Genomic DNA, 20,028 nt, shown 5'->3' on the forward strand with positions numbered 1-20,028 from the left:
TCTACTGTTGTTACATGTTGTCTTTCACATAGTGATATGTTTTTTCTAATCCATCGCGCAAAGACCACGTTGGGGCGTACCCTAATACTTGGCTTGCTTTCTTTGTACTCAATAACGAATGTTTAATATCACCGATGCGTGGCTCTTGGTACTCTCGGTTAATAGTCGTATTCGTAATTTCTTCAAGGGTATTCATCAAATCATTTAAAGAAATACCTGTGCCCGTACTTACATTGATAATACCTGTTACATCATCACGCAAACCTAATAAATTGGCTTCCACCACATCATCTACATACACGAAGTCTCTCGTTTGTGTACCATCACCATAAACTACCAATGTCTCACCTTTTGCGACCTGTTCACAAAAGATACTAATAACGCCACCTTCACCACCATTGCCTTGACGTGGACCGTACACATTTGCATAGCGATAGCATATATACGGAAGTCCAAAGGATTCTTCATAAATTCGCAAATATCCTTCTGTAGTCAATTTTGTCAAACCATAGCAAGAGCGAGGGATTCCTTGTAACTCTTCGGTAAGAGGTAAGGTCTCTAAATCTCCGTACACCGCTGCAGAAGAAGGCATCAAAAATTTTTTAACTCCTACTTTTACTGAAGCTTGTAATAGATTTAACAATCCCATCAAATTAATATCACAATCTTCTGTAGGATTCACCATAGATTCTCCTACCACCGTTTGTGCTGCCTCGTGAAACACATAATCTGGCTGAAAGTCTTGAAATACATCTAGTATCTTCGCATCACGTATATCTAATTCTACAAAGTCTGCTTTTGGATTCACAAATTCGCGCAATCCACTGCTTAAGTTATCTATCACTTGAACTCGATGACCTTCCTTGATCAATCGATCTACAAGATGGGACCCGATAAAACCAGCTCCACCTGTTACACATATATTCATAATTTATTTCCTATCTACATTCATAATACTTTATCAAGTAATCTATATTAGATATTTCTACTATTAAATTATAGTATTTAGAAGTCATTAAAACAAGATTATTTAGAAAAAAGTATTTTTTATCTCCGTCTTGGACGTAAGGCCACTAGACCATGAGTCTTAATTGCATCAAGTAAATACACTCATGCATTGTTATCATATTTTGCTTGTTTACCCTGTTCCATTCGCTTCACTTGCACTTCGTAATAGCTAAGGCCAATCAAGGACCCCACTCAACTTTTCACACAACTCGAAATGTCAACATCTTATCCAGCCCACATGTTTCAATGTCGCAAAGGGCACCACCACGCAGTGTTGCTTCCAAATGATAAAACAGCATGCACCGGTTAATATGTTGAAGAAGAAAAGGAGAACGCCGCTGATAGCCATATTGCGTAAGCAAGGATCGTAGTTTGATTCTCACATACCCATTGCTCTTGCCATAGAGGATACGGATACGCACACTTTTAAAGAACAAATCCAAATCAGAATAGTCTCTTATATACTCTTCCATATTTACAGTGTGCTTGCCGTATGCAAGGTCCTTTTGTATGGCGGGAAATTCCTGGTTAAGGATGGATTTTTCATAAAAATAATGCATCCAATAACGAATGTCCAAAATGAACTTTCTTTTGTCGCCGCGATACTTGTCAGCAAAAAAGGCCTTCTCACCTTCCCATATCAAATCAATGATATGACTTTCCTCTCTACAGGTAAGCTCCATACTACTGATGATGGCAGCAAGGTCAAGGGCTGAATATAAAAGCGCCCTCACTAGTTGTCACCCTTCATGCCGTTGCACTGGCGGCACAGGATTTGAAGATTTTCCGCAACACTTTTGCCACCACCGTTCATTGGAACGATGTGATCTACCTGAAAGTAAATCCGAGATTGATCCGTTTTGCCACAGCGAGCGCACTCATAAAGTCCCTGATTGTTCCTTGCCTTTTCAAAAGCCTGATCTCTTAGTTGTTTTTCCAGCATAGGGTCAATCTTCCCTATCTCATGAAGCGGCAGGTTCTCCAATGCTCGTGTGCCGTATTTCACATTACTTTCACGGTCTTCATACAGATCAGAAGAGTGAGATAGTTTCATCAGCTCAATATCGAGTTGACGGAGAAAATATAGTTTCCTTCCAAAGAATAATTTGAGCATAGTATCATCACCGGAGTCCCAGATAGAGTCAATATATTCCGACTTCTTGCGCTGTCCCATATCTTCATCCCAGATATGTTGTGCAATAGCAGTCACATCCAGCTTGCTCCTGTCTAACTCAGCAAAGGTATAAAACTGAGGGATTGCTTCATACTGTGCATAGTATTTCAGAATATTTAATACATCCCTTGGCTCATAAGGTGGTACAAGGTCTCCGCAGAAGAAGGAGTCTCTACACTGACGTTCCATTTCCTCAAGCTCTTCATCATGCAGATATTCTTCTGTTGCCTCAAAGCTGGCGAACAGGGATGGAAGGGAATCCATAAGCTGCTTGTACGCCTCTTGTGTACTATTGTAGACCATGACCTGATAGGCGTGATCCATACCATTTTCCTCCAAATAAGAAAACGCATACATTCCAATCGGAATGCGCTGTTCAAAAGGTACTTTTTCTAATGCCGAAGTATCTACTGAATCATCTAATATGGAAGCAAATTCTTCTATTTTGGAAATAGCAATCATGCGAAGATCATGCTTTGTCCGTTCAGTTTTAGTATCGCGGAAATCGTTACTTCCTTCAAAGAGGCTCTCAGGATTTACCCAAGCGATATTTTCATTCCAATGGTCAATGAAAGAAACAATATAGGCACTGGATGTGCCGCCTGCTGCTGTTCCCCGCAATGCGCGGCCAACCATTTGGGTCATCAAGATAGATGACACCGTAGGTCTAGCAAGGAAAACTGTCTTTGTTTGTGGTAAATCAACACCTTCTGTAAGTATGTTCACATTGATTAAAACTTGTAGCTTTCCATCTCGATATTCATTTAGCTTTCTCTCGTTATCTTCACGACTGATTGTTACGCCAGTAATAGCATCTTTCACAGAAGAAACGATAAAGTCAGCTGAAACGCCTGCTTTCTTGAACAAGGCAGTCAACTGAATGGCATGGACTACATTGACCGCAAAAAGGATGGTTTGTCCATACTCGGATTGCTTCGCTGTATACGTCTCTACAATCAGCTTATTTCGGACGGCACTATCTGCCATCTGCTGTGCAATTTCATCCGGCAAAATATCCAAATGCTGGATACTCTCCCACGCATCCACGCCAAGGAGCTCTCCGTACTCTTCATCAGTATAAAAGCTTTCAAAAATCGGCTTTGCAAGTATCTGTCGGTTAATCAATTCCTTTAAGCCGATTTGATATGTAATACCCACATCGTCATGTACAGCTTGTCCATTTCTAACACCATCGCTGTATATACGCGCTAACAACCCCTGTTCGCTTTCTGCTGTCCTAAATGGTGTTGCAGTCAGCCCAATGAGCTTCAAATTAGGCACTTTCCTTTTTACATACTCAATGATTTTTCGATACGTTTTAGCCGTTGAATGATGGGCTTCATCTACGACAAGATACAGATCGTTTTCATCTTTCAGCCATATGTCCAGACGATCCATATTTCTTCCAATACTGTCTTTGCTGACAATCAAAAGATTATCCTCGGGACGGATGTCGCTAGTACGGTCATGACTAGACGCGCCAGAAATAATACGGAAACAAAAGGATGAAATATGCGGTATCACTTCTGTATAAGCAAATTTTTGAAATGATTCTGCTGCCTGATTCAGCAACATTTGACGGTGTCCAATCCAAAGTATCTTCTTTTTCTTGTCAATGGCGTTCTTCAAAAGCCACATGGAGGCTGTATATGTTTTCCCGCCTCCAGTAGGCAGTACTACCAACGTACTGTAGGACGGCTCTTGATTAATCTTATCGAGACACCGCATAGCCTCTTTTTGGTGCTCGTATGGCGTTCTTTCATTTGTCCCCTTTTTAGGAAACACATCACCGTAGGACTTAACTTCTATACAATCAGAAAGATCTTTCATTTCCTTTACCTCACTTTATGATTCTTTGTCCACCCTTATATGGGCTATTCTAATGCTTACTAATCTACTTCATTCCTTGTAAGCAACGTCACATCCTCAACATGATACGTCTGCAGGAACATATTTTGTTATATCATTTTCGTGGTTACTAAATAACTGAAATATGCTATTTACTTCAGTACCATATGCAACCAAATTCGACATAGTTTTTATCTCCTTTTGGCAAATTCTATAAAGTTTTTCATCAATAGATCCTTATTTTTTATCCAAAATCAATGCTTCTAAACGCACAATTCTTTGTTCTTGTTCATCTATTTTTTTACGAAGTACTTGGTTTTCTTCTTGAAGGACGTAGATGGAAGCAATAGGTCCCTTTGCATATTGTGGTAATACCGTAGATTGATTGCCTAATCCAAACTTAAAGCTTATCCCTGCATTAACTATCATACCATTCCCATTTGCATGAGCCATTCCAATATGAGCCAATTTAGACTCATTGTAATAGCGGGCATATCCTAAAGCCACGGCTCGCTTATTTTTATATAAACCTAGACCGGCCATAAATTGATGTGGTTCTCTAGGGTCATAGGTAAGTGGCTTTAATGCTGATAAGGCTGCATTCATCGTATCTCTTGCTTTAGACTCCTCTTCCACTCTAATAATAGTTTGATTAGTGGCATGTAATTGACTACCATTCACAGCGTCAGTAGATATTTCAGAAAGCTCTCCAGCTGCTACACCTTGCAGTTGACGAGTAAACGTATTGTATTTTTTAGGTTTTACAAAGCCATTATCATTAGAATAGTAATATCCTGAACCATCATCAACTGCACCAATACTTACTATGCCTCTAGCATTATCGACGCCAGCATATTTTCCCTCTACAGGATGTAATGTGACAGCTTTACTAAATGCACCTAAGGCAACTGAACTTTTACCATATGCCTTAGCACCATAGCCAAGGGCTGTGCCATGTTCAAATTCTACCGTCGCGTAATCACCTACTACTGTTGCTCCTTCTCCAGGCGCTTTACCTAATGAAATTGTCCAATGATTAAAATCTTCAGGATATATCTGTGGAGCTGCAACACTATAATTTCCAACAACAACTAAATGATCTCCAGTTACTCGATTTTTATTCCCTACAATATTTAGATGATCGCCATACACTAAATTGTTATTTCCAGATATATTATAAAAATTAGAATACATTATATTATTGTTCTTACCAATTACATTATGTGTAGGATCAATCTCCCCGTTATCATTCTGTCCTCCTACAGCGAGAACGACACTACTAATAGACATGTTCATTAACGAAAGAGTTGCCATTGCCATAACTAAATTTAATTTTAATTTCATACCTTCTCCTAATTATTGTAATAATAAAATACATTTCTAAAACTCTTGGACACCCCTGACATGTCCGATCTAATGCTTACTGCGTCGCTTCGCTCCTAGTAAGCAAAGATACGGCCTCAACATGGTAGGTCTGCGGAAACATATCTACTGGTTGAACTTTCACCAGTTCATACCCATGTTTTGTTAATATTTCTATATCTCGCGCCATGGAGGATGGATTACATGACACGTAAACGATACGTTGTGGTGCCATACCAACAGCTGCCTGCAACACATCCTCTTTACACCCTGCACGAATAGGGTCAAAGACAATCACATCTGGCTCAATACCTTGTTTATACAACTTAGGCATTTCCACCGCCGCATCGCCTACGATAAATTCTGTATTATCATAACCATTTCGTTCTGCATTCTTTTTCGCATCTGCAATGGCAGGCGCCACGATTTCAATACCAATGACGTGCTTTGCTTTATGCGCTAAGAATAGAGATATGGTTCCCGTTCCACAATAGGCATCAATCACTGTTTCATGACCTTTTAAATCTGCAAATTCTAAGGCTGTATCGTAGAGCACCGTAGTCTGCTCTGGATTGACTTGGAAAAAGGAATGTGGTGATAGCTGAAACGCCAAATCTTTTATGTAATCTGTAATTTGGTCTTTCCCATAAATGGTGCGATTCCTAGGACCTAAGATCACATTTGTTTGTTTTGGATTATGATTTACAACAATAGAGGTGACCTGTGGCAAAGCCTCAACGATACGATTTACCAATTCTTGTTCTCCTGGAATCGTTGCTATTCTGCTCACAAGGATAACCATCCATTCCTCTTTACCAATACGGCCTATGACATGCCGAATCACACCTCTTCCTTGATACTCATCATAAGGCTCGATACCTAGTTCATACATAGCATCATAGCAGACCTTGCGAATTTCATCATTCCCCTCATCTTGGATGGGACAATGTTCGTGGTTAATAATGCTATGGGATCCTTTTTGATAAAAGCCCATTCGTAGTTTTCCCAATGTGCCACCAACAGGCATTTGCATCTTATTCCGATATCTCCATGGTTCTTTTGGACCTATGCAAGGTAATACTAACTCTGGATCGCATTTTGCAATACGTTCAATAACAGATTTTACAGATTCCGTTTTTAGTCGTAATTGTTCTGTATAGGAAGCGTGTTGTAACTGGCATCCTCCACAATCCCCGTATACTTCACATTGAGGTGCCACACGCTCTGCAGAAGGTGTTATCACTGATACAATATCACCTACTGCATAGCTTTTCTTTACTAAGTTAATTTTCACTTGTACCGTTTCATTGGGCAGTGCATACGGTACAAACACAGTAAACCCTTCGTATCTGCCTACGCCTTCACCACTACTACCCGTACCATGAATGTCTATGACATAAGTCTTTCCAACGCACACCGGTGCTATTTGTTGTTTCTTGTTGCTCATGTATATTCTATATATCCTTTAACTAACGTAATTTTCTATCATTGTTTATTTCTTTATTATATCATTTTTTATACAATCTTCTTAGCAATTACTAAAAATTTGTAACCCCTATAGTTAGCTTCTCTACGCAAACAAAAAAAGCACATAGCCCCGTTGATATACCTCATCATAGGTGCTATATGCTTATGTATTATATTTCTTTTGTTATTGCCTAGTGCCTATATCCCCTAGAAGATTAAGCAAACACATTCCACTGTATTCGTTTATTTCGCTAAGCGATTACGAATGATCGCTGCCCCTAATACCAACACTACGCAACCAATATGGAATGGCAAGCTATAAGGCTCAATATACGGTGCTGCCATAGGATCATGTTGAATCATACTAGCCGACACCCAACCAAGGATACCACCACCCACATATAAAATAATAGGGAATTTATCGATCAGCTTAACAAAGATTGTGCTTCCCCAAACAATGATAGGTACAGCAACTAACATACCTGCCACCACAAGGCCAAAATGACCTTCTGCAGCTGCCACAACCCCTAATACATTATCAATACCCATGACACCATCGGCAATAATGATAGTGGCAATAGCACCCCAAATATTATCTTTCGCTTCAATGTTATGGTCATTATCCCCCTCTTTCAATAAGGAGTAGCCAATCCATAGCAACATAATACCCCCAATGATGCGTAGGGACGGAATATTATCTAGAGCTTCAATAAATAGAATCGCCATCACGAGTCGTAATACAATAGCCCCTGCGGTCCCCCAGAAAATGGCTCGTTTCCGTAACTGCTCTGGCAAATTTTTCGCTGCCATTCCAATCACAATGGCATTGTCACCTGCCAATAATATATCAATTATAATAATTTGAAGAATTGCTAATAATCCTTGTGTTGATGTAATATCCACCATATCCTCCTATATATACTACTTAGAATACCTCTATTATATCACAGCGACTTATCTAGTGATAGTAAAAGAGAGGATAGTGATTATATCATCTATCCTCTCCTTTATACTGAACGTATCCATCAGATACGTTTCTTATGTAGTGTACAACACTTGTGCAATTAGATGTTCTTTCTGTTTATAAAACAATGTACTTCTCTAATTCAAAACATATACTTTTACATTACGACGACCGAATTGAATAGCTTCATCATAACTATCCATAGCTAAGTCAATTTTATGACCAATAATCGCTCCACCTGTATCATCAGCTACTGCATAGCCGTAACCTTCTACATATACTTCTGTACCCAGTGGAATGACACTCGGGTCGACAGATACATAACCTCTACGCAACGCATGTCCACGAGCTGTATACGATCCAGACTCATAGCTAGAGTATGCACTTGCATCCATTTCTATGACTCTGCTGTACGAGGATGGTGTTCCTCTTTGTACAGATAATTTTGCCATAGTGGCACTATCTGCAACGCCTGTTTCCGCTAGCCCATAATGGCGCTGAAAGTGAAGTAAAGCGTCTTTGGTTCCACTCCCAAATACACCATCAATGCCACCAGGAGAGAAACCGCTATTCAATAATTTTAATTGTATTTCTTCTATGTGACTGCCACGTTCACCAAATTGTGACGTCGCTTCACTACGGGTATTACGAGTCGCAGGCTGCGTCCCGAATTTTTTTTGATTTTCTAGCAGAGCACGCATTGTTTCCTTACCTACTCTACCATCTGGAGTTAACCCGTGCTCTTTCTGAAAGACGAGTACTGCGTATTCAGTATTATTCCCAAACACTCCATCTGCTGTGTCAAGCAAATAGCCTTGGGATACTAACAACGCTTGTAACTCTTCTACCTCTTTACCGCGATCCCCACGTCCCGATGTTGCCAAAGCTGTCGCCATGGAACACACCAAGAGGAGTATCGCTATGAGAGTTATTTTTTTCACGATGTTCACCTCATATCTAAATGCTTACCTATTTTACCATTTTTTGGGAGATACGTCAAAATTTTAGGCTTTTTTCAACACTTATTTACCACTTATTGCCTATTTTTACACTTTTTTTCCCACATATAGTAGAAATATACTTTCACAGAAATTGTTAACTACCATATATACCCCTTTAATTTCCTATATTTTTGTAGCATTATGATTTTAACTCATTGAGTTTAGCCTATTATGCCAAATTAGCATAAATTTAGGCATCTATAATTCTAAAATGTTATATAATTCACCCTATAAATGTAGTATATATACTCAAATATAGCGTATATCCTCAAATGTAATATCACACCGATTTACATTATTTTGAATACCACAGCAACCTGATAAGCAAACAAAAAGCTGTAATGAAATTTTTTTCACTACAGCTTTCTATCTAAGAGATAACACTCTATGTATTTAAATATTTTGCCCACGAACCATATCATCTTCGGAGGCTTCCTCTTGATGATTACGCCCTGCTAAGCTAAGCACAATATATCCTAAGATACCTGCTACAATAGATCCCAAAAAGATACCTACTTTAGCCATTTCTTGTGCTTCTCCAGGTGGAAATGCTAATAAGGAGACAAATAGACTCATAGTAAAGCCGATACCGCAACAAAGAGCAATACCATATACTTGTAACCAGTTAGTTTTAGCTGGCATTTCTACTAGTTTTGTTTTCACTAGTACAAACAAAGTACCAAATACACCAACTTGTTTACCTACTACAAGACCTACTGCCACACCAAGAACTACTGGATGTGCAAAACTATCCATTGTAAATCCATGGAAAGATACGCCTGCGTTAGCAAAGCCAAACACAGGAATGATCAAATAGGTAACCCAATTACCTAATGCATGTTCCCAGTCTGATAATGGAGATACTTGACGTCCATCACGTGTACCACTAAATGGAATAAATGCTGCAAGTGTTACTCCTGCTAATGTGGCATGTATACCCGATTGGAACACACAGAACCATAGCGCCACACCTAATACTAAGTATGGTACAGGTCGCGTGTAATTCATGCGATTAATGTAGAACAAGATAAGGACGATTACCGCCGCCGCAAAGAGATACATAGTATGTAACTCTGTGGTATAGAAGAAGGCAATGATCACGATCGCCATCAAATCATCCATAACAGCTAAGGTTGTTAAGAATACTTTCATCGCAATAGGAACACGACTGCCTAATAAAGATACGATACCGATAGCAAACGCGATATCTGTAGCCGTTGGAATCCCCCAACCATGAATAAATTCAGGATGATATCCTACGATGAAATAATAAATTAATGCAGGCATTAATAATCCAAAAAAGGCTGCAATACCAGGCAAAAATCGTTTTGCGTTAGTATTCAATTCGCCATCAATCATTTCACGTTTTACTTCTAAACCTACAAATAAAAAAAACACGGCCATAGCCACATCATTGATCCATAGTTCAACAGATAATGGACCTAATTTAGCATGAAGAAGTGAATGATACAAGCTTTCTACTGGAGAGTTTGCCAATAGTACTCCCACCACAGCAGCTACGAACAAAAGCACGCCACCTGCCGATGGGGAGGTAAAAAAAGATACAATTCGATTCATAAAATTACCCCTCTACTATGTAATTGTACATAAACATGTTAAAAATATGTCGATATCTATTATAGCACTTATTACTATCTATATCTATCGAAAATATTCTATATCATCTATGTATACAAAATTCACTACAAATTTCCTTTGTATACATACACGTCTATAACTAGTGTCTAATACTATATCTATTCCTGACCTTCCCATACGTTCTTTGGTCGTCCAATATCTGTACGATATTGTTTTCCTGTAAAATCGATGGTCTCTATCATATTATAGGCCTTACTCGTTGCTTCTTCTAATGTAGTTGCTATAGCCGTAACTCCTACAACTCGCCCGCCTTGCGTTACAAAGTTGCCCCTGTGATCTTCTTTTGTCCCACTATGAAACACTAATATATCATCGTCCATTCTTCTTAGATCACCCTTAATACGTCTTCCCACCATAGGTGATACTGGATATCCCTCTGAAGCTAACATGACGGTAGCTGCATATTCTGGTTTCCACGACACTGACATACCTTCTAAATTACCTGTCGCTGTGGCATACAGAATAGCCCCTAAATCGCTTTCCATAAGCGGTAGAATTACTTGTGTTTCTGGATCTCCAAATCGAACATTGAACTCTACTACCTTCGGTCCTTCCGAGGTAATCATCAAACCGACGTATAAGCACCCCACATAGGGATAGCCTTCTTGAGCTATCGCTCGCACAATGGGCTGCAAAATAGACTCTACGATTTCCTTTTGTAGATCTTCTGTCAAGATAGGTGTAGGACTATAGGCACCCATACCTCCTGTATTAGGTCCTATATCACCAGTGCACAAACGCTTATGATCTCGCGCTCCAATCATAGGTAACACATGTATGCCATCTACAAACGATAGGAATGACAGCTCTTCCCCTGTCATATATTCTTCAATCAATACACTCGCATTTGTCTCTGTTAATAGCTTTTCTAGTATTGTTTCTCCCTCTGTGAAAGTCTTACAAATTGTCACCCCTTTGCCTGCACAAAGTCCATCTGCCTTAATGACAATAGGTAGCCCTAGTTGCTTCATGATGACTTGTCCCTCTTTCATAGTGGAACAGATTCCATACTTAGCAGTAGGTATCCCATATTGTGTCATTAACTGCTTTGCAAAAGATTTTGACCCTTCTAATTGAGCTGCCCTCCTGGAAGGCCCAAATACAGGTATGCCGGCGGACCGAATGGTATCTGATAGTCCCGCTACAAGTGGTGCCTCTGGTCCTATCACCACAAGATTGATATGGTGTTGTAACAACCACTCTACCAAACTAGCGGTTTCCTTCCAGTCAATCTTTACAACTGTCGCTATGGATGCCATCACATCGCTACCTGGGACTGCATACACCGTTTGTACACTGGGACTTTGATGTAGCTTCCATACGAGAGCATGCTCTCGTCCACCACTACCTATGACACAAACTTTCATTGTTACCTCTCTTATGCAATTCATTGATTATAACGTTTTACAATACCCTATCCCTTACTATTGTACACAGTAAATTACTCTAAGTATTTCGATACTATACATCTTCAACCACTAGCACTTTTCCATTCTCTATATACAAAGCATCATTACAGAATAAACGCACCGCTTCCGGATATATACGATGTTCCTCATGTAAAATCCGTTCTGACAAGCTATGCACTGTATCTCCTTGATATACAGGTACTATGGCTTGCATAATCACAGGTCCTGTATCGATCCCTTCATCCACAAAGTGAACTGTACAGCCTGTATGTGATACTCCCGCCTCTAAGGCTTGCTGTTGTGCCTGTAGGCCTCTAAAAGCAGGTAATACTGAGGGATGTATATTCAATATCTTATGGGGATATGCATCAAGTAACGTCGATCCTACGATACGCATATATCCTGCCAAAAGAATAGCATCCACCCCATATCCTTGAAGTAGCTTAAGTATCTGTGTTTCAAAAGCAATGGCACTTTCATAACTATTTCTTTCTACAAGATAGCAAGGAATATCCCACTGTTTTGCCTTATGCAATAGTCCTGACTCAGGAATATCACTAATGACGACTACAATATCTCCTCGAATCTCTCCATTTTGTACGGCTTCATAAATAGCCTCTCCGTTGGAGCCTCTTCCACTCCCAAACAAAGCTAATCGTTTACGCATGGAATGTTTCACCTACGATGGTAACCTCACCATCTCCTTCTGTTACGATACCGATGGAGTATACTACTTCTCCTTGTTCATGAAGCAAGGCAACAATAGACTCTACTACTTCCGGTTTAACCACTAATACCATACCAATCCCCATATTAAAAGTATGATACATTTCTTTTGGCTCTACATTCCCCCATCTTTGTAATAGTTTAAAGATGGGTAATACTGGCCACGCATTACTGTTAATCGTTACTGCCATACCTTTAGGTAAGATGCGAGGAATATTATCATAGAAGGAACCCCCTGTAATATGAGCCATGCCTTTCACATAACCTGCCTCAACCAATGGTAGTATCTGTTTTACATACAATTTTGTCGGCTCTAACACTTCTTCACCAATAGTACGACCTAATTCATCGATATACATATCTAATGGTAATTGTTTTCGTTCTAAAATAATATGACGCACTAAAGAAAATCCATTAGAATGTAACCCTGATGATGGTAAGCCTAATACAATATCACCTACTTCGATAGTCTCTCCCGTAATGCATTGTTCTTTATCCACAATGCCTACAGCAAAACCAGCCACATCATAATTACCATCACCATAAAAGCTTGACATTTCTGATGTTTCTCCACCAATTAGGGCACAACCACAGTCCTCACAAGCAGCACTCATGCCCGAAATAAGGCTTTCAATATGATTGTGATTGAGCTTGCCTACAGCAATATAATCTAAAAAAAATAGAGGTTTTGCCCCTTGTGCCACTACATCATTTACGCTCATTGCTACACAATCTTGTCCAATCTGATGATGTTCATTCATCAAAACGGCGAACCGAATCTTTGTGCCTACTCCATCAGTACTCGATACTAGCACGGGTTCTTTCATGGAGTGATTCGCCAAGGAAAAGAGTCCACTAAAGCCCCCTAATGAGCCCAGTACTCCAGGCGTATAGGTTCTTTCCACACGATGCTTTATTTTTTGGATGAGTTGATTTCCAGATTCTACATCGACTCCTGCATCAAGATAGGTTACTGGTTTTTCATTGTAAGTCATAGGTATCTCCTGATTCTACTCCCCTAGGAAGATTACTTGTATAGTGACCATTAAAACAAGCCAAACAGAGCTGTGAAGGATGCACTGCTTTCATAGATGCTGCCAAACCATCATGGGATATATAATATAACCTATCCACACCAATGTATGTTCGTATCTCTTCTAGACTGCGTCCATAGGCAATCAATTCACTCTGCACAGAGGTATCGATACCATAGTAACAAGGAAACTGTATCGGCTCAGAACTAATACATAAATAAATTTCTTTCGCTCCTCCTTGGCGCAATATATCGACGATAATTTTACTAGTTGTACCACGCACAATAGAATCATCTACTAAAATAATACGTTTACCTTGTACAATATGCGGCAATACATCCATCTTTTGGCGAACGGCCAATTCGCGCGCCTCTTGATTGGGCTTGATGAACGTTCTCCCTATTTTGTGATGTCTCACTAATCCTTCCATATAAGGAATTCCTGACTCCTGTGCATATCCCAAAGCTGCTGCAGTACCTGAACTGGGAATAGGCATGACTATGTCCGCTTCATATTGTGTTTCCCTCGCTAATTGTCGGCCCATTTCAAACCGTGACTCATAGACTCCTTGTCCATCGATGACACTATCAGGACGAGCAAAATAAATATACTCAAACACACAAGTATGTTGATTATTTACTGTCTCCGAAATATAACTGCTATGAATTCCCTTTTTATCAATGATGACTATTTCTCCCGCCTTTACATCTCGAAGAAATGTACCATGTACAGCATCAATAGCACAGCTCTCAGAGGCTAAGATATATCCATGCTTACTTTTACCGATGCAAAGGGGCCGATAGCCTTGTGGATCTCGCACCCCGATCAGAGTTCCTCCAGTGAATATAACCAAAGAGTATGCTCCCTCTAAACATCGACAAGTCTTTCTAATTCGCTCTTCTAGATTCTTCTCTTTCGATCGGCCCAACACATGTAGTATGATTTCTGAATCTGTTGTTGTTTCAAACACAGCACCTTGATCTTCTAAGTCCTTACGAAGATCTAATGTATTGGTTAAATTCCCATTGTGAGCCAGCCCTATATTTCCACATTTATAAGAGCCTAGCAATGGTTGTATATTCTGTACTTCACTAGCTCCTGTTGTGGCATATCGCACATGTCCAATACCTATATGACCACGTAAATGATCTAAGTCAGCCAAGGCATCTTCTACCAGTCCCATCCCTTTTTCGACAGTCACAAGATCCCCACTAGAAACAGCAATCCCCGCACTTTCTTGGCCACGATGCTGTAATGCTATAAGACCTTCATATACACATTTTCCAATTGACAACGTTGTATCAAATATACCAAACACTCCACATTCCTCGTGAAGCTTATCTAACACACTATCATTTTCCATGGTGTCTCCCCGTGTCAGTTTGACAGTTCCTATACTCATATACATGATGAACACATATAGAACTTCTATCAACATAACAACCCATGAAACTATGTACAATATTTCACGAATTGCAAGTTTCTAACTATTAACTTTATTATAACTTGACATATCTCTATCAGCAATACGAACTCTTACTCAAATTATAAAATTATATTTACAATCTCGAAGTAGCTCATTTGGATTCCCTTAATTTTCGTTTACCAACCTTTTATTTCCTTGTATACTGTAAAGTATACGAAGCTTTTGCGTACATATCGCTCCTATTACATCGCATCGGAGGTACTATGTCAGTTCATCGTCTATTTGTCAAAAAACGTTACCCTTTCCATAGTGAGTCTCGCCAACTCCTTCGCACAATCCAAGAAGATTTACATATCCCCATTACGAATCTTACTATCTATGAACGCTATGATATATATGGCATCAGCAAAGAAGAATATATAGCGAGTCAAAACCTTATTTTTTCAGATCCTCCAACAGAAGAATGCTACACATCATTACCATTACAAAAAGATGATACACCTATTGCTATCGAGTATGTACCTGGTCAATATGACCAACGAGCTGATTCTGGAGAACAATGTTTAGCCATGTTAACATCTCATACTCATGGAACGGTTCGCACCGCTCGTATCTTTGTACTATCAGGCCAAGTCTCAAGAGAAGAAAAAAACAGAATTACCCAACTCTTCCTCTCCTCTATTGACTATCAACAAGCTAGTCTAACCTTACCAACTATGCTAGCACTCACATCACCGTCGCCAAAAGATATCGAGTATATAGATACCTTCCTCACCATGACAAAAGATGAGTTGTATCACTGGATGCAGCAGTTACAACTAGCCATGACTATAGATGACATGCTGTTCGTACAGGCTTACTTTCAAAAGGAACAACGACCTCCTAGTATCACCGAAATTCGAGTCTTGGATACGTATTGGTCAGATCACTGTCGTCATAGCACATTTCTAACAAAGCTCACGAACATCACTTTTGAACCATCGGATTTCACTTTACCAATACAAAACACCTATAAAAGGTATATAGCCACTCGAGAACAACTAGGCCTATCTCAAACAGATCCTACTCTAATGGACATGGCAACCATTGGCGTGAAAGAGCTACGCGCAAAAGGATTGCTGAAAAATCTCGATAGTTCCGATGAAATCAATGCCTGTACAATTATCGTTCCTGTAGATGTCGATGGACATGAAGAGGAATGGTTGCTGTCCTTTAAAAATGAAACACACAACCATCCCACCGAAATTGAACCGTTTGGTGGCGCCGCTACTTGCCTTGGTGGTTGTATCCGAGACCCCCTCAGCGGTCGTACCTATGTATACCAAGCGATGCGCATCACTGGCTCTGCCGACCCGCTTACACCTCATTCCTCTACGCTACCTGGTAAATTACCGCAGTCTTATATTACTACCACAGCAGCCCGTGGTTTTTCTTCCTATGGCAATCAAATCGGAGTTCCAACTGGTGAAGTACGAGAATATTACCATCCCGGCTACGCAGCCAAGCGCATGGAAGTAGGCGCTGTCATTGGGGCTGCGCCGCGCCATTCAGTGCGCCGTGAAACTCCCTCTCCTGGTGATATCATCATTCTTGTAGGAGGCAAAACAGGCCGTGATGGATGTGGCGGAGCTACAGGTTCTTCAAAATCACATACAGCTCAATCACTCACACACTGTGGTGCGGAAGTGCAAAAAGGGAACCCTCTGACAGAGCGCAAATTACAACGACTATTTCGGAATCCCCAAGTATGTGCTTGCATCAAACGATGCAATGATTTCGGCGCTGGTGGCGTCGCTGTTGCGATTGGTGAACTAGCACCAAGTATATACATTAATCTAGATACGATCCCTACAAAATATCATGGATTGGATGGTACAGAACTAGCAATTTCTGAATCACAAGAGCGAATGGCTTGCGTTCTATCTCCTACAGATTGGCTTACATTCCAAAACCTCTGTAACCAAGAAAATATAGATGCTACCATCGTTGGACATGTAACAAACTCTGGTAAGCTTGTCATGGTATGGAATGGGACAAAGATCGTCAATATCCATCGTGATTTTTTAAACACTAATGGAGCTACACAACATACCGTCGTTCACATTATGGCTCCTACCAGTATAGAGGGATTGTCTATTTCAAAGAAAATCGGTTTACATCATCAGAATTGTATTCATCCTCAACCCTTAGCAAGTCGCTTTCATCTAACACTCCAATCTTTGCTATCCACTTCACAACAAGGTCTTCAAGAACAGTTCGACTCCACCGTTGGAGGCAATACAGTATTATTTCCTTTCAGTGGAGCCTATAGAAAAACGCCTGTACAAGGCATGGTTGCCAAATTACCTGTCTTACAGGGTACAACGTCTACTACTAGCATCATGACGCATGGTTTTGACCCCTACTTGTCTGAATGGAGCCCTTATCATGGAGCCCAATATGCTGTATTACTGAGCATAGCGAAATTAGCTGCCCTAGGAGGCGATATTCGTAAGGCCTATGTATCCTTTCAAGAATATTTTGAAAAGCTCAAAACTCCAAATGCTTGGGGTAAGGTAGTATCTGCTCTATTAGGGGCCTATGAAGCACAATATCAGTTGCAAATAGCTGCTATTGGTGGAAAGGATTCTATGAGTGGTTCTTTTATGGATCTATCTGTACCTCCTACACTGATTTCTTTCGCCGTTACAACAGAACATATTAAGCATATCTTGTCGCCCCACTTTCACCAAGCTAATCATGCCATTGTTTTAATGCATATACCAGAGAAGAAAGATGGCACACCTAATTGGGATGTGTTCAAATCTCACTGTCATGAACTATATCAATTAAATCTGAATCACTCTATTTACAGTGCCTATGTAGTCGAGCAAGATGGGATTGGGCCTGCCACTGTAAAATCATGCTTAGGTAATCGCTTAGGATGCCTATATGATGCAGAGGTTATAGAAGCACTAGGGCAATCCCTGATTACACCAATGTCTGGAGAAGATACCTTATTCTATCCACTACGAGGTTCTTTACTCATAGAAGTAACCCCAACTGTAGCCGATACCCTCACTTCTAATCCCCATATATACAACATAGCTCGCACTATACAAACACCACATATTATATATAGGGATACTATCATGAATTTACAGAACTTAGAAAACTCCTATGAAAGCACTTTACAACCAATATTTCCTATCTACGCAGATGATAGAGATAACCAAAAAGCAACTAATGCTATCGATATAAGAAAAGATCCTCTCTTCTCCTCTTCCTATGAACACATAAATTCCAAGTATGTTCCCTCTAACACTATATGGAATCGAAGACATCACTATCGTTCCCATACTAAATTAACAGCTCCTAGGGTGGTTATTCCTGTCTTTCCAGGCACCAACTGCGAGTATGAAACAGCCCGTGCTTTTACTGCTTGTGGCGCTAAAGTAACAGAGATTGTAATTTGCAATCGCTCCTCTCAAGAATTAAAGGATTCTATTGAACGTATAAAACGGGCTATCGATCAATCCCAAATCCTATGTTTCCCAGGAGGCTTTAGTGGCGGTGATGAACCAGCCGGTTCTGGGAAATTTATTGCCACTTGTTTTAGAAATCCCTATTTACAAGAAGCATTAGAAACTTTACTTTATAAACGAGATGGACTAGTATTAGGTATTTGCAACGGATTTCAAGCCTTGCTAAAATTAGGCTTATTACCAAGCGGACATATTCAGCCTATAACAGAAACAAGCCCTACTTTAACATACAATACCATCGGTCGTCATATTTCTTGTATGGTCCATACAAAAGTTGTCTCTACCGCCTCTCCATGGCTAATTCAATGTCAGATAGGAGACATCTACACAGTGCCTATTTCACACGGAGAAGGTCGTTTCATTGCCAATAAAGAGCAACTGACACATCTATATACACAGGATCAAATTGCCAGCCAATATGTAGACCCTTATGGACAACCAACCTATGATCCTCGATGGAACCCCAATCAATCTATTGAAAGTATCGAAGGCTTACTGAGCCCTGATGGTAGAATTTTTGGGAAAATGGCGCATATTGAGCGTATTGGGGCTGGAATCTATAAAAATATAGAAGGAACACTATATATGCCTATTTTTGCATCTGGAGTTTCTTACTTTACAGATTAAGTATTCAAATACGTAGGTAACCTATGAAATAATCTGCATCTCAAACCCGTACATTTTGTCCTACCTCAAAGTCATTTAAAACAACTTTAAAATTCAATGAGCCTAGTATTTAACTAGGCTCATTGCTATTAAAACCAACTCATTTTGTCCTATAACCCAAAAAGAGGTTAGTTGATACACTCAACTAACCTCTTTTGCAAAAAAATAGACCAACCGAAGTTGGTCTAAGTGGTGCCGAGGACCGGAATCGAACCGGTACGGTTATTTCTAACCGACGGATTTTAAGTCCGTTGCGTCTGCCTGTTCCGCCACCCCGGCATGGGTGGAATTTTGTGGAGGCGGCACCCAGAATCGAACTGGGGAATAAAGGTTTTGCAGACCTCTGCCTTACCGCTTGGCTATGCCGCCAAAAAAGTGGAGCGGAAAACGAGATTCGAACTCGCGACCCCCGCCTTGGCAAGGCGGTGCTCTACCGCTGAGCTATTTCCGCAAATGGTGCCTCAGGGCAGAATCGAACTGCCGACACACGGATTTTCAGTCCGTTGCTCTACCGACTGAGCTACCGAGGCAAGTAGTGGCGACCCCGATCGGATTTGAACCGACGATCTTCGCCGTGACAGGGCGACATGTTAACCGCTACACCACGGGGCCAATTGACTACTTTGTTAGTATACCCTATTTCCAATATCTCGTCAACACTTTTTTATATTTTTTTCATGTTTTTTATAAAGTTTTTAAAATACTATAGAAAGGCGCTATTTATACAAAGCTTTATAAATAGGATTGTAACCTATCTACA

Annotated in this window: 13 protein-coding genes and 5 tRNA genes; 1 reads left to right on the plus strand and 17 read right to left on the minus strand. The window is 40.2% G+C overall.

Features of this window, described 5'->3' with window-relative positions:
• Positions 1-10: 10 nt before the first annotated feature.
• From EO122_RS00625 to purF, 12 genes are all read right to left on the minus strand, one after another.
• The gene (locus EO122_RS00625; protein WP_127008919.1) at positions 11-928 is read right to left on the minus strand and encodes an NAD-dependent epimerase/dehydratase family protein; all 918 of its coding nucleotides are present in this window, start codon (positions 926-928) and stop codon (positions 11-13) included.
• 280 nt (positions 929-1,208) lie between these two features.
• Positions 1,209-1,742, minus strand: a complete 534-nt coding sequence (locus tag EO122_RS00630) for a hypothetical protein (protein ID WP_127008920.1) — start codon at positions 1,740-1,742, stop codon at positions 1,209-1,211.
• The gene (locus EO122_RS00635; protein ID WP_127008921.1) at positions 1,742-4,012 is read right to left on the minus strand and encodes a DEAD/DEAH box helicase family protein; all 2,271 of its coding nucleotides are present in this window, start codon (positions 4,010-4,012) and stop codon (positions 1,742-1,744) included. Before EO122_RS00635 ends, EO122_RS00630 begins: the two co-directional genes overlap by 1 nt.
• Positions 4,013-4,267: 255 nt before the next feature.
• On the minus strand, positions 4,268-5,374 hold the full coding sequence (locus EO122_RS08405) for a YadA-like family protein (protein WP_127008922.1): 1,107 nt from the start codon (positions 5,372-5,374) through the stop codon (positions 4,268-4,270).
• A 76-nt stretch (positions 5,375-5,450) separates the two neighbouring features.
• The gene (gene rlmD, locus EO122_RS00645; RefSeq protein ID WP_127008923.1) at positions 5,451-6,839 is read right to left on the minus strand and encodes a 23S rRNA (uracil(1939)-C(5))-methyltransferase RlmD; all 1,389 of its coding nucleotides are present in this window, start codon (positions 6,837-6,839) and stop codon (positions 5,451-5,453) included.
• A 263-nt stretch (positions 6,840-7,102) separates the two neighbouring features.
• Complete coding sequence (locus tag EO122_RS00650) at positions 7,103-7,762, minus strand: TerC family protein (protein ID WP_127008951.1); 660 nt, start codon at positions 7,760-7,762, stop codon at positions 7,103-7,105.
• Between the two features lie 198 nt (positions 7,763-7,960).
• Positions 7,961-8,764, minus strand: coding sequence for a peptidoglycan-binding protein (locus EO122_RS00655; protein ID WP_240632619.1), 804 nt, complete (start codon positions 8,762-8,764; stop codon positions 7,961-7,963).
• A 453-nt stretch (positions 8,765-9,217) separates the two neighbouring features.
• A complete protein-coding gene (gene nhaA, locus EO122_RS00660; protein ID WP_127008924.1) occupies positions 9,218-10,402 on the minus strand; it encodes a Na+/H+ antiporter NhaA in 1,185 nt (394 codons plus the stop codon).
• Positions 10,403-10,581: 179 nt separating this feature from the next.
• A complete protein-coding gene (gene purD, locus EO122_RS00665; protein ID WP_127008953.1) occupies positions 10,582-11,850 on the minus strand; it encodes a phosphoribosylamine--glycine ligase in 1,269 nt (422 codons plus the stop codon).
• A gap of 94 nt (positions 11,851-11,944) precedes the next feature.
• Entirely contained in the window at positions 11,945-12,559 is a 615-nt protein-coding gene (gene purN, locus EO122_RS00670; RefSeq protein WP_371413160.1) for a phosphoribosylglycinamide formyltransferase, read from the minus strand.
• Entirely contained in the window at positions 12,552-13,613 is a 1,062-nt protein-coding gene (gene purM / locus EO122_RS00675; RefSeq protein WP_127008926.1) for a phosphoribosylformylglycinamidine cyclo-ligase, read from the minus strand. Before purM ends, purN begins: the two co-directional genes overlap by 8 nt.
• The gene (gene purF, locus EO122_RS00680; RefSeq protein WP_127008927.1) at positions 13,600-15,015 is read right to left on the minus strand and encodes an amidophosphoribosyltransferase; all 1,416 of its coding nucleotides are present in this window, start codon (positions 15,013-15,015) and stop codon (positions 13,600-13,602) included. The genes purM and purF overlap by 14 nt, the downstream gene beginning before the upstream one ends.
• 326 nt (positions 15,016-15,341) lie before the next feature.
• Between purF and EO122_RS00685 the strand changes: the two genes are divergently transcribed.
• Positions 15,342-19,229 (plus strand): phosphoribosylformylglycinamidine synthase, encoded by a 3,888-nt coding sequence (locus EO122_RS00685; RefSeq protein WP_127008928.1) that lies wholly within the window; start codon positions 15,342-15,344, stop codon positions 19,227-19,229.
• A 229-nt stretch (positions 19,230-19,458) separates the two neighbouring features.
• Here EO122_RS00685 and EO122_RS00690 read toward each other — a convergent pair.
• From EO122_RS00690 to EO122_RS00710, 5 genes are all read right to left on the minus strand, one after another.
• A tRNA-Leu gene (locus EO122_RS00690) sits at positions 19,459-19,547 on the minus strand.
• 15 nt (positions 19,548-19,562) lie between these two features.
• Positions 19,563-19,637, minus strand: a tRNA-Cys gene (locus EO122_RS00695).
• Positions 19,638-19,644: 7 nt separating this feature from the next.
• Positions 19,645-19,719: transfer RNA gene (locus EO122_RS00700), tRNA-Gly, on the minus strand.
• 3 nt (positions 19,720-19,722) lie between these two features.
• Positions 19,723-19,798, minus strand: a tRNA-Phe gene (locus EO122_RS00705).
• Positions 19,799-19,804: 6 nt separating this feature from the next.
• A tRNA-Asp gene (locus tag EO122_RS00710) sits at positions 19,805-19,880 on the minus strand.
• Between the last annotated feature and the right edge of the window lie 148 nt (positions 19,881-20,028).

It is taken from the genome of Veillonella sp. CHU110 (genome assembly GCF_003992255.1).
Taxonomy (GTDB): domain Bacteria; phylum Bacillota; class Negativicutes; order Veillonellales; family Veillonellaceae; genus F0422.

Coding starts and splice junctions, on each gene's coding strand:
- EO122_RS00625 (WP_127008919.1), bottom strand. CDS start 928: ATGAATATATGTGTAACAGGTGGAGCTGGTTTTATCGGGTCCCATCTT.
- EO122_RS00635 (WP_127008921.1), bottom strand. CDS start 4,012: ATGAAAGATCTTTCTGATTGTATAGAAGTTAAGTCCTACGGTGATGTG.
- EO122_RS08405 (WP_127008922.1), bottom strand. CDS start 5,374: ATGAAATTAAAATTAAATTTAGTTATGGCAATGGCAACTCTTTCGTTA.
- rlmD (WP_127008923.1), bottom strand. CDS start 6,839: ATGAGCAACAAGAAACAACAAATAGCACCGGTGTGCGTTGGAAAGACT.
- nhaA (WP_127008924.1), bottom strand. CDS start 10,402: ATGAATCGAATTGTATCTTTTTTTACCTCCCCATCGGCAGGTGGCGTG.
- purD (WP_127008953.1), bottom strand. CDS start 11,850: ATGAAAGTTTGTGTCATAGGTAGTGGTGGACGAGAGCATGCTCTCGTA.
- purN (WP_371413160.1), bottom strand. CDS start 12,559: ATGCGTAAACGATTAGCTTTGTTTGGGAGTGGAAGAGGCTCCAACGGA.
- purM (WP_127008926.1), bottom strand. CDS start 13,613: ATGACTTACAATGAAAAACCAGTAACCTATCTTGATGCAGGAGTCGAT.
- purF (WP_127008927.1), bottom strand. CDS start 15,015: ATGGAAAATGATAGTGTGTTAGATAAGCTTCACGAGGAATGTGGAGTG.
- EO122_RS00685 (WP_127008928.1), top strand. CDS start 15,342: ATGTCAGTTCATCGTCTATTTGTCAAAAAACGTTACCCTTTCCATAGT.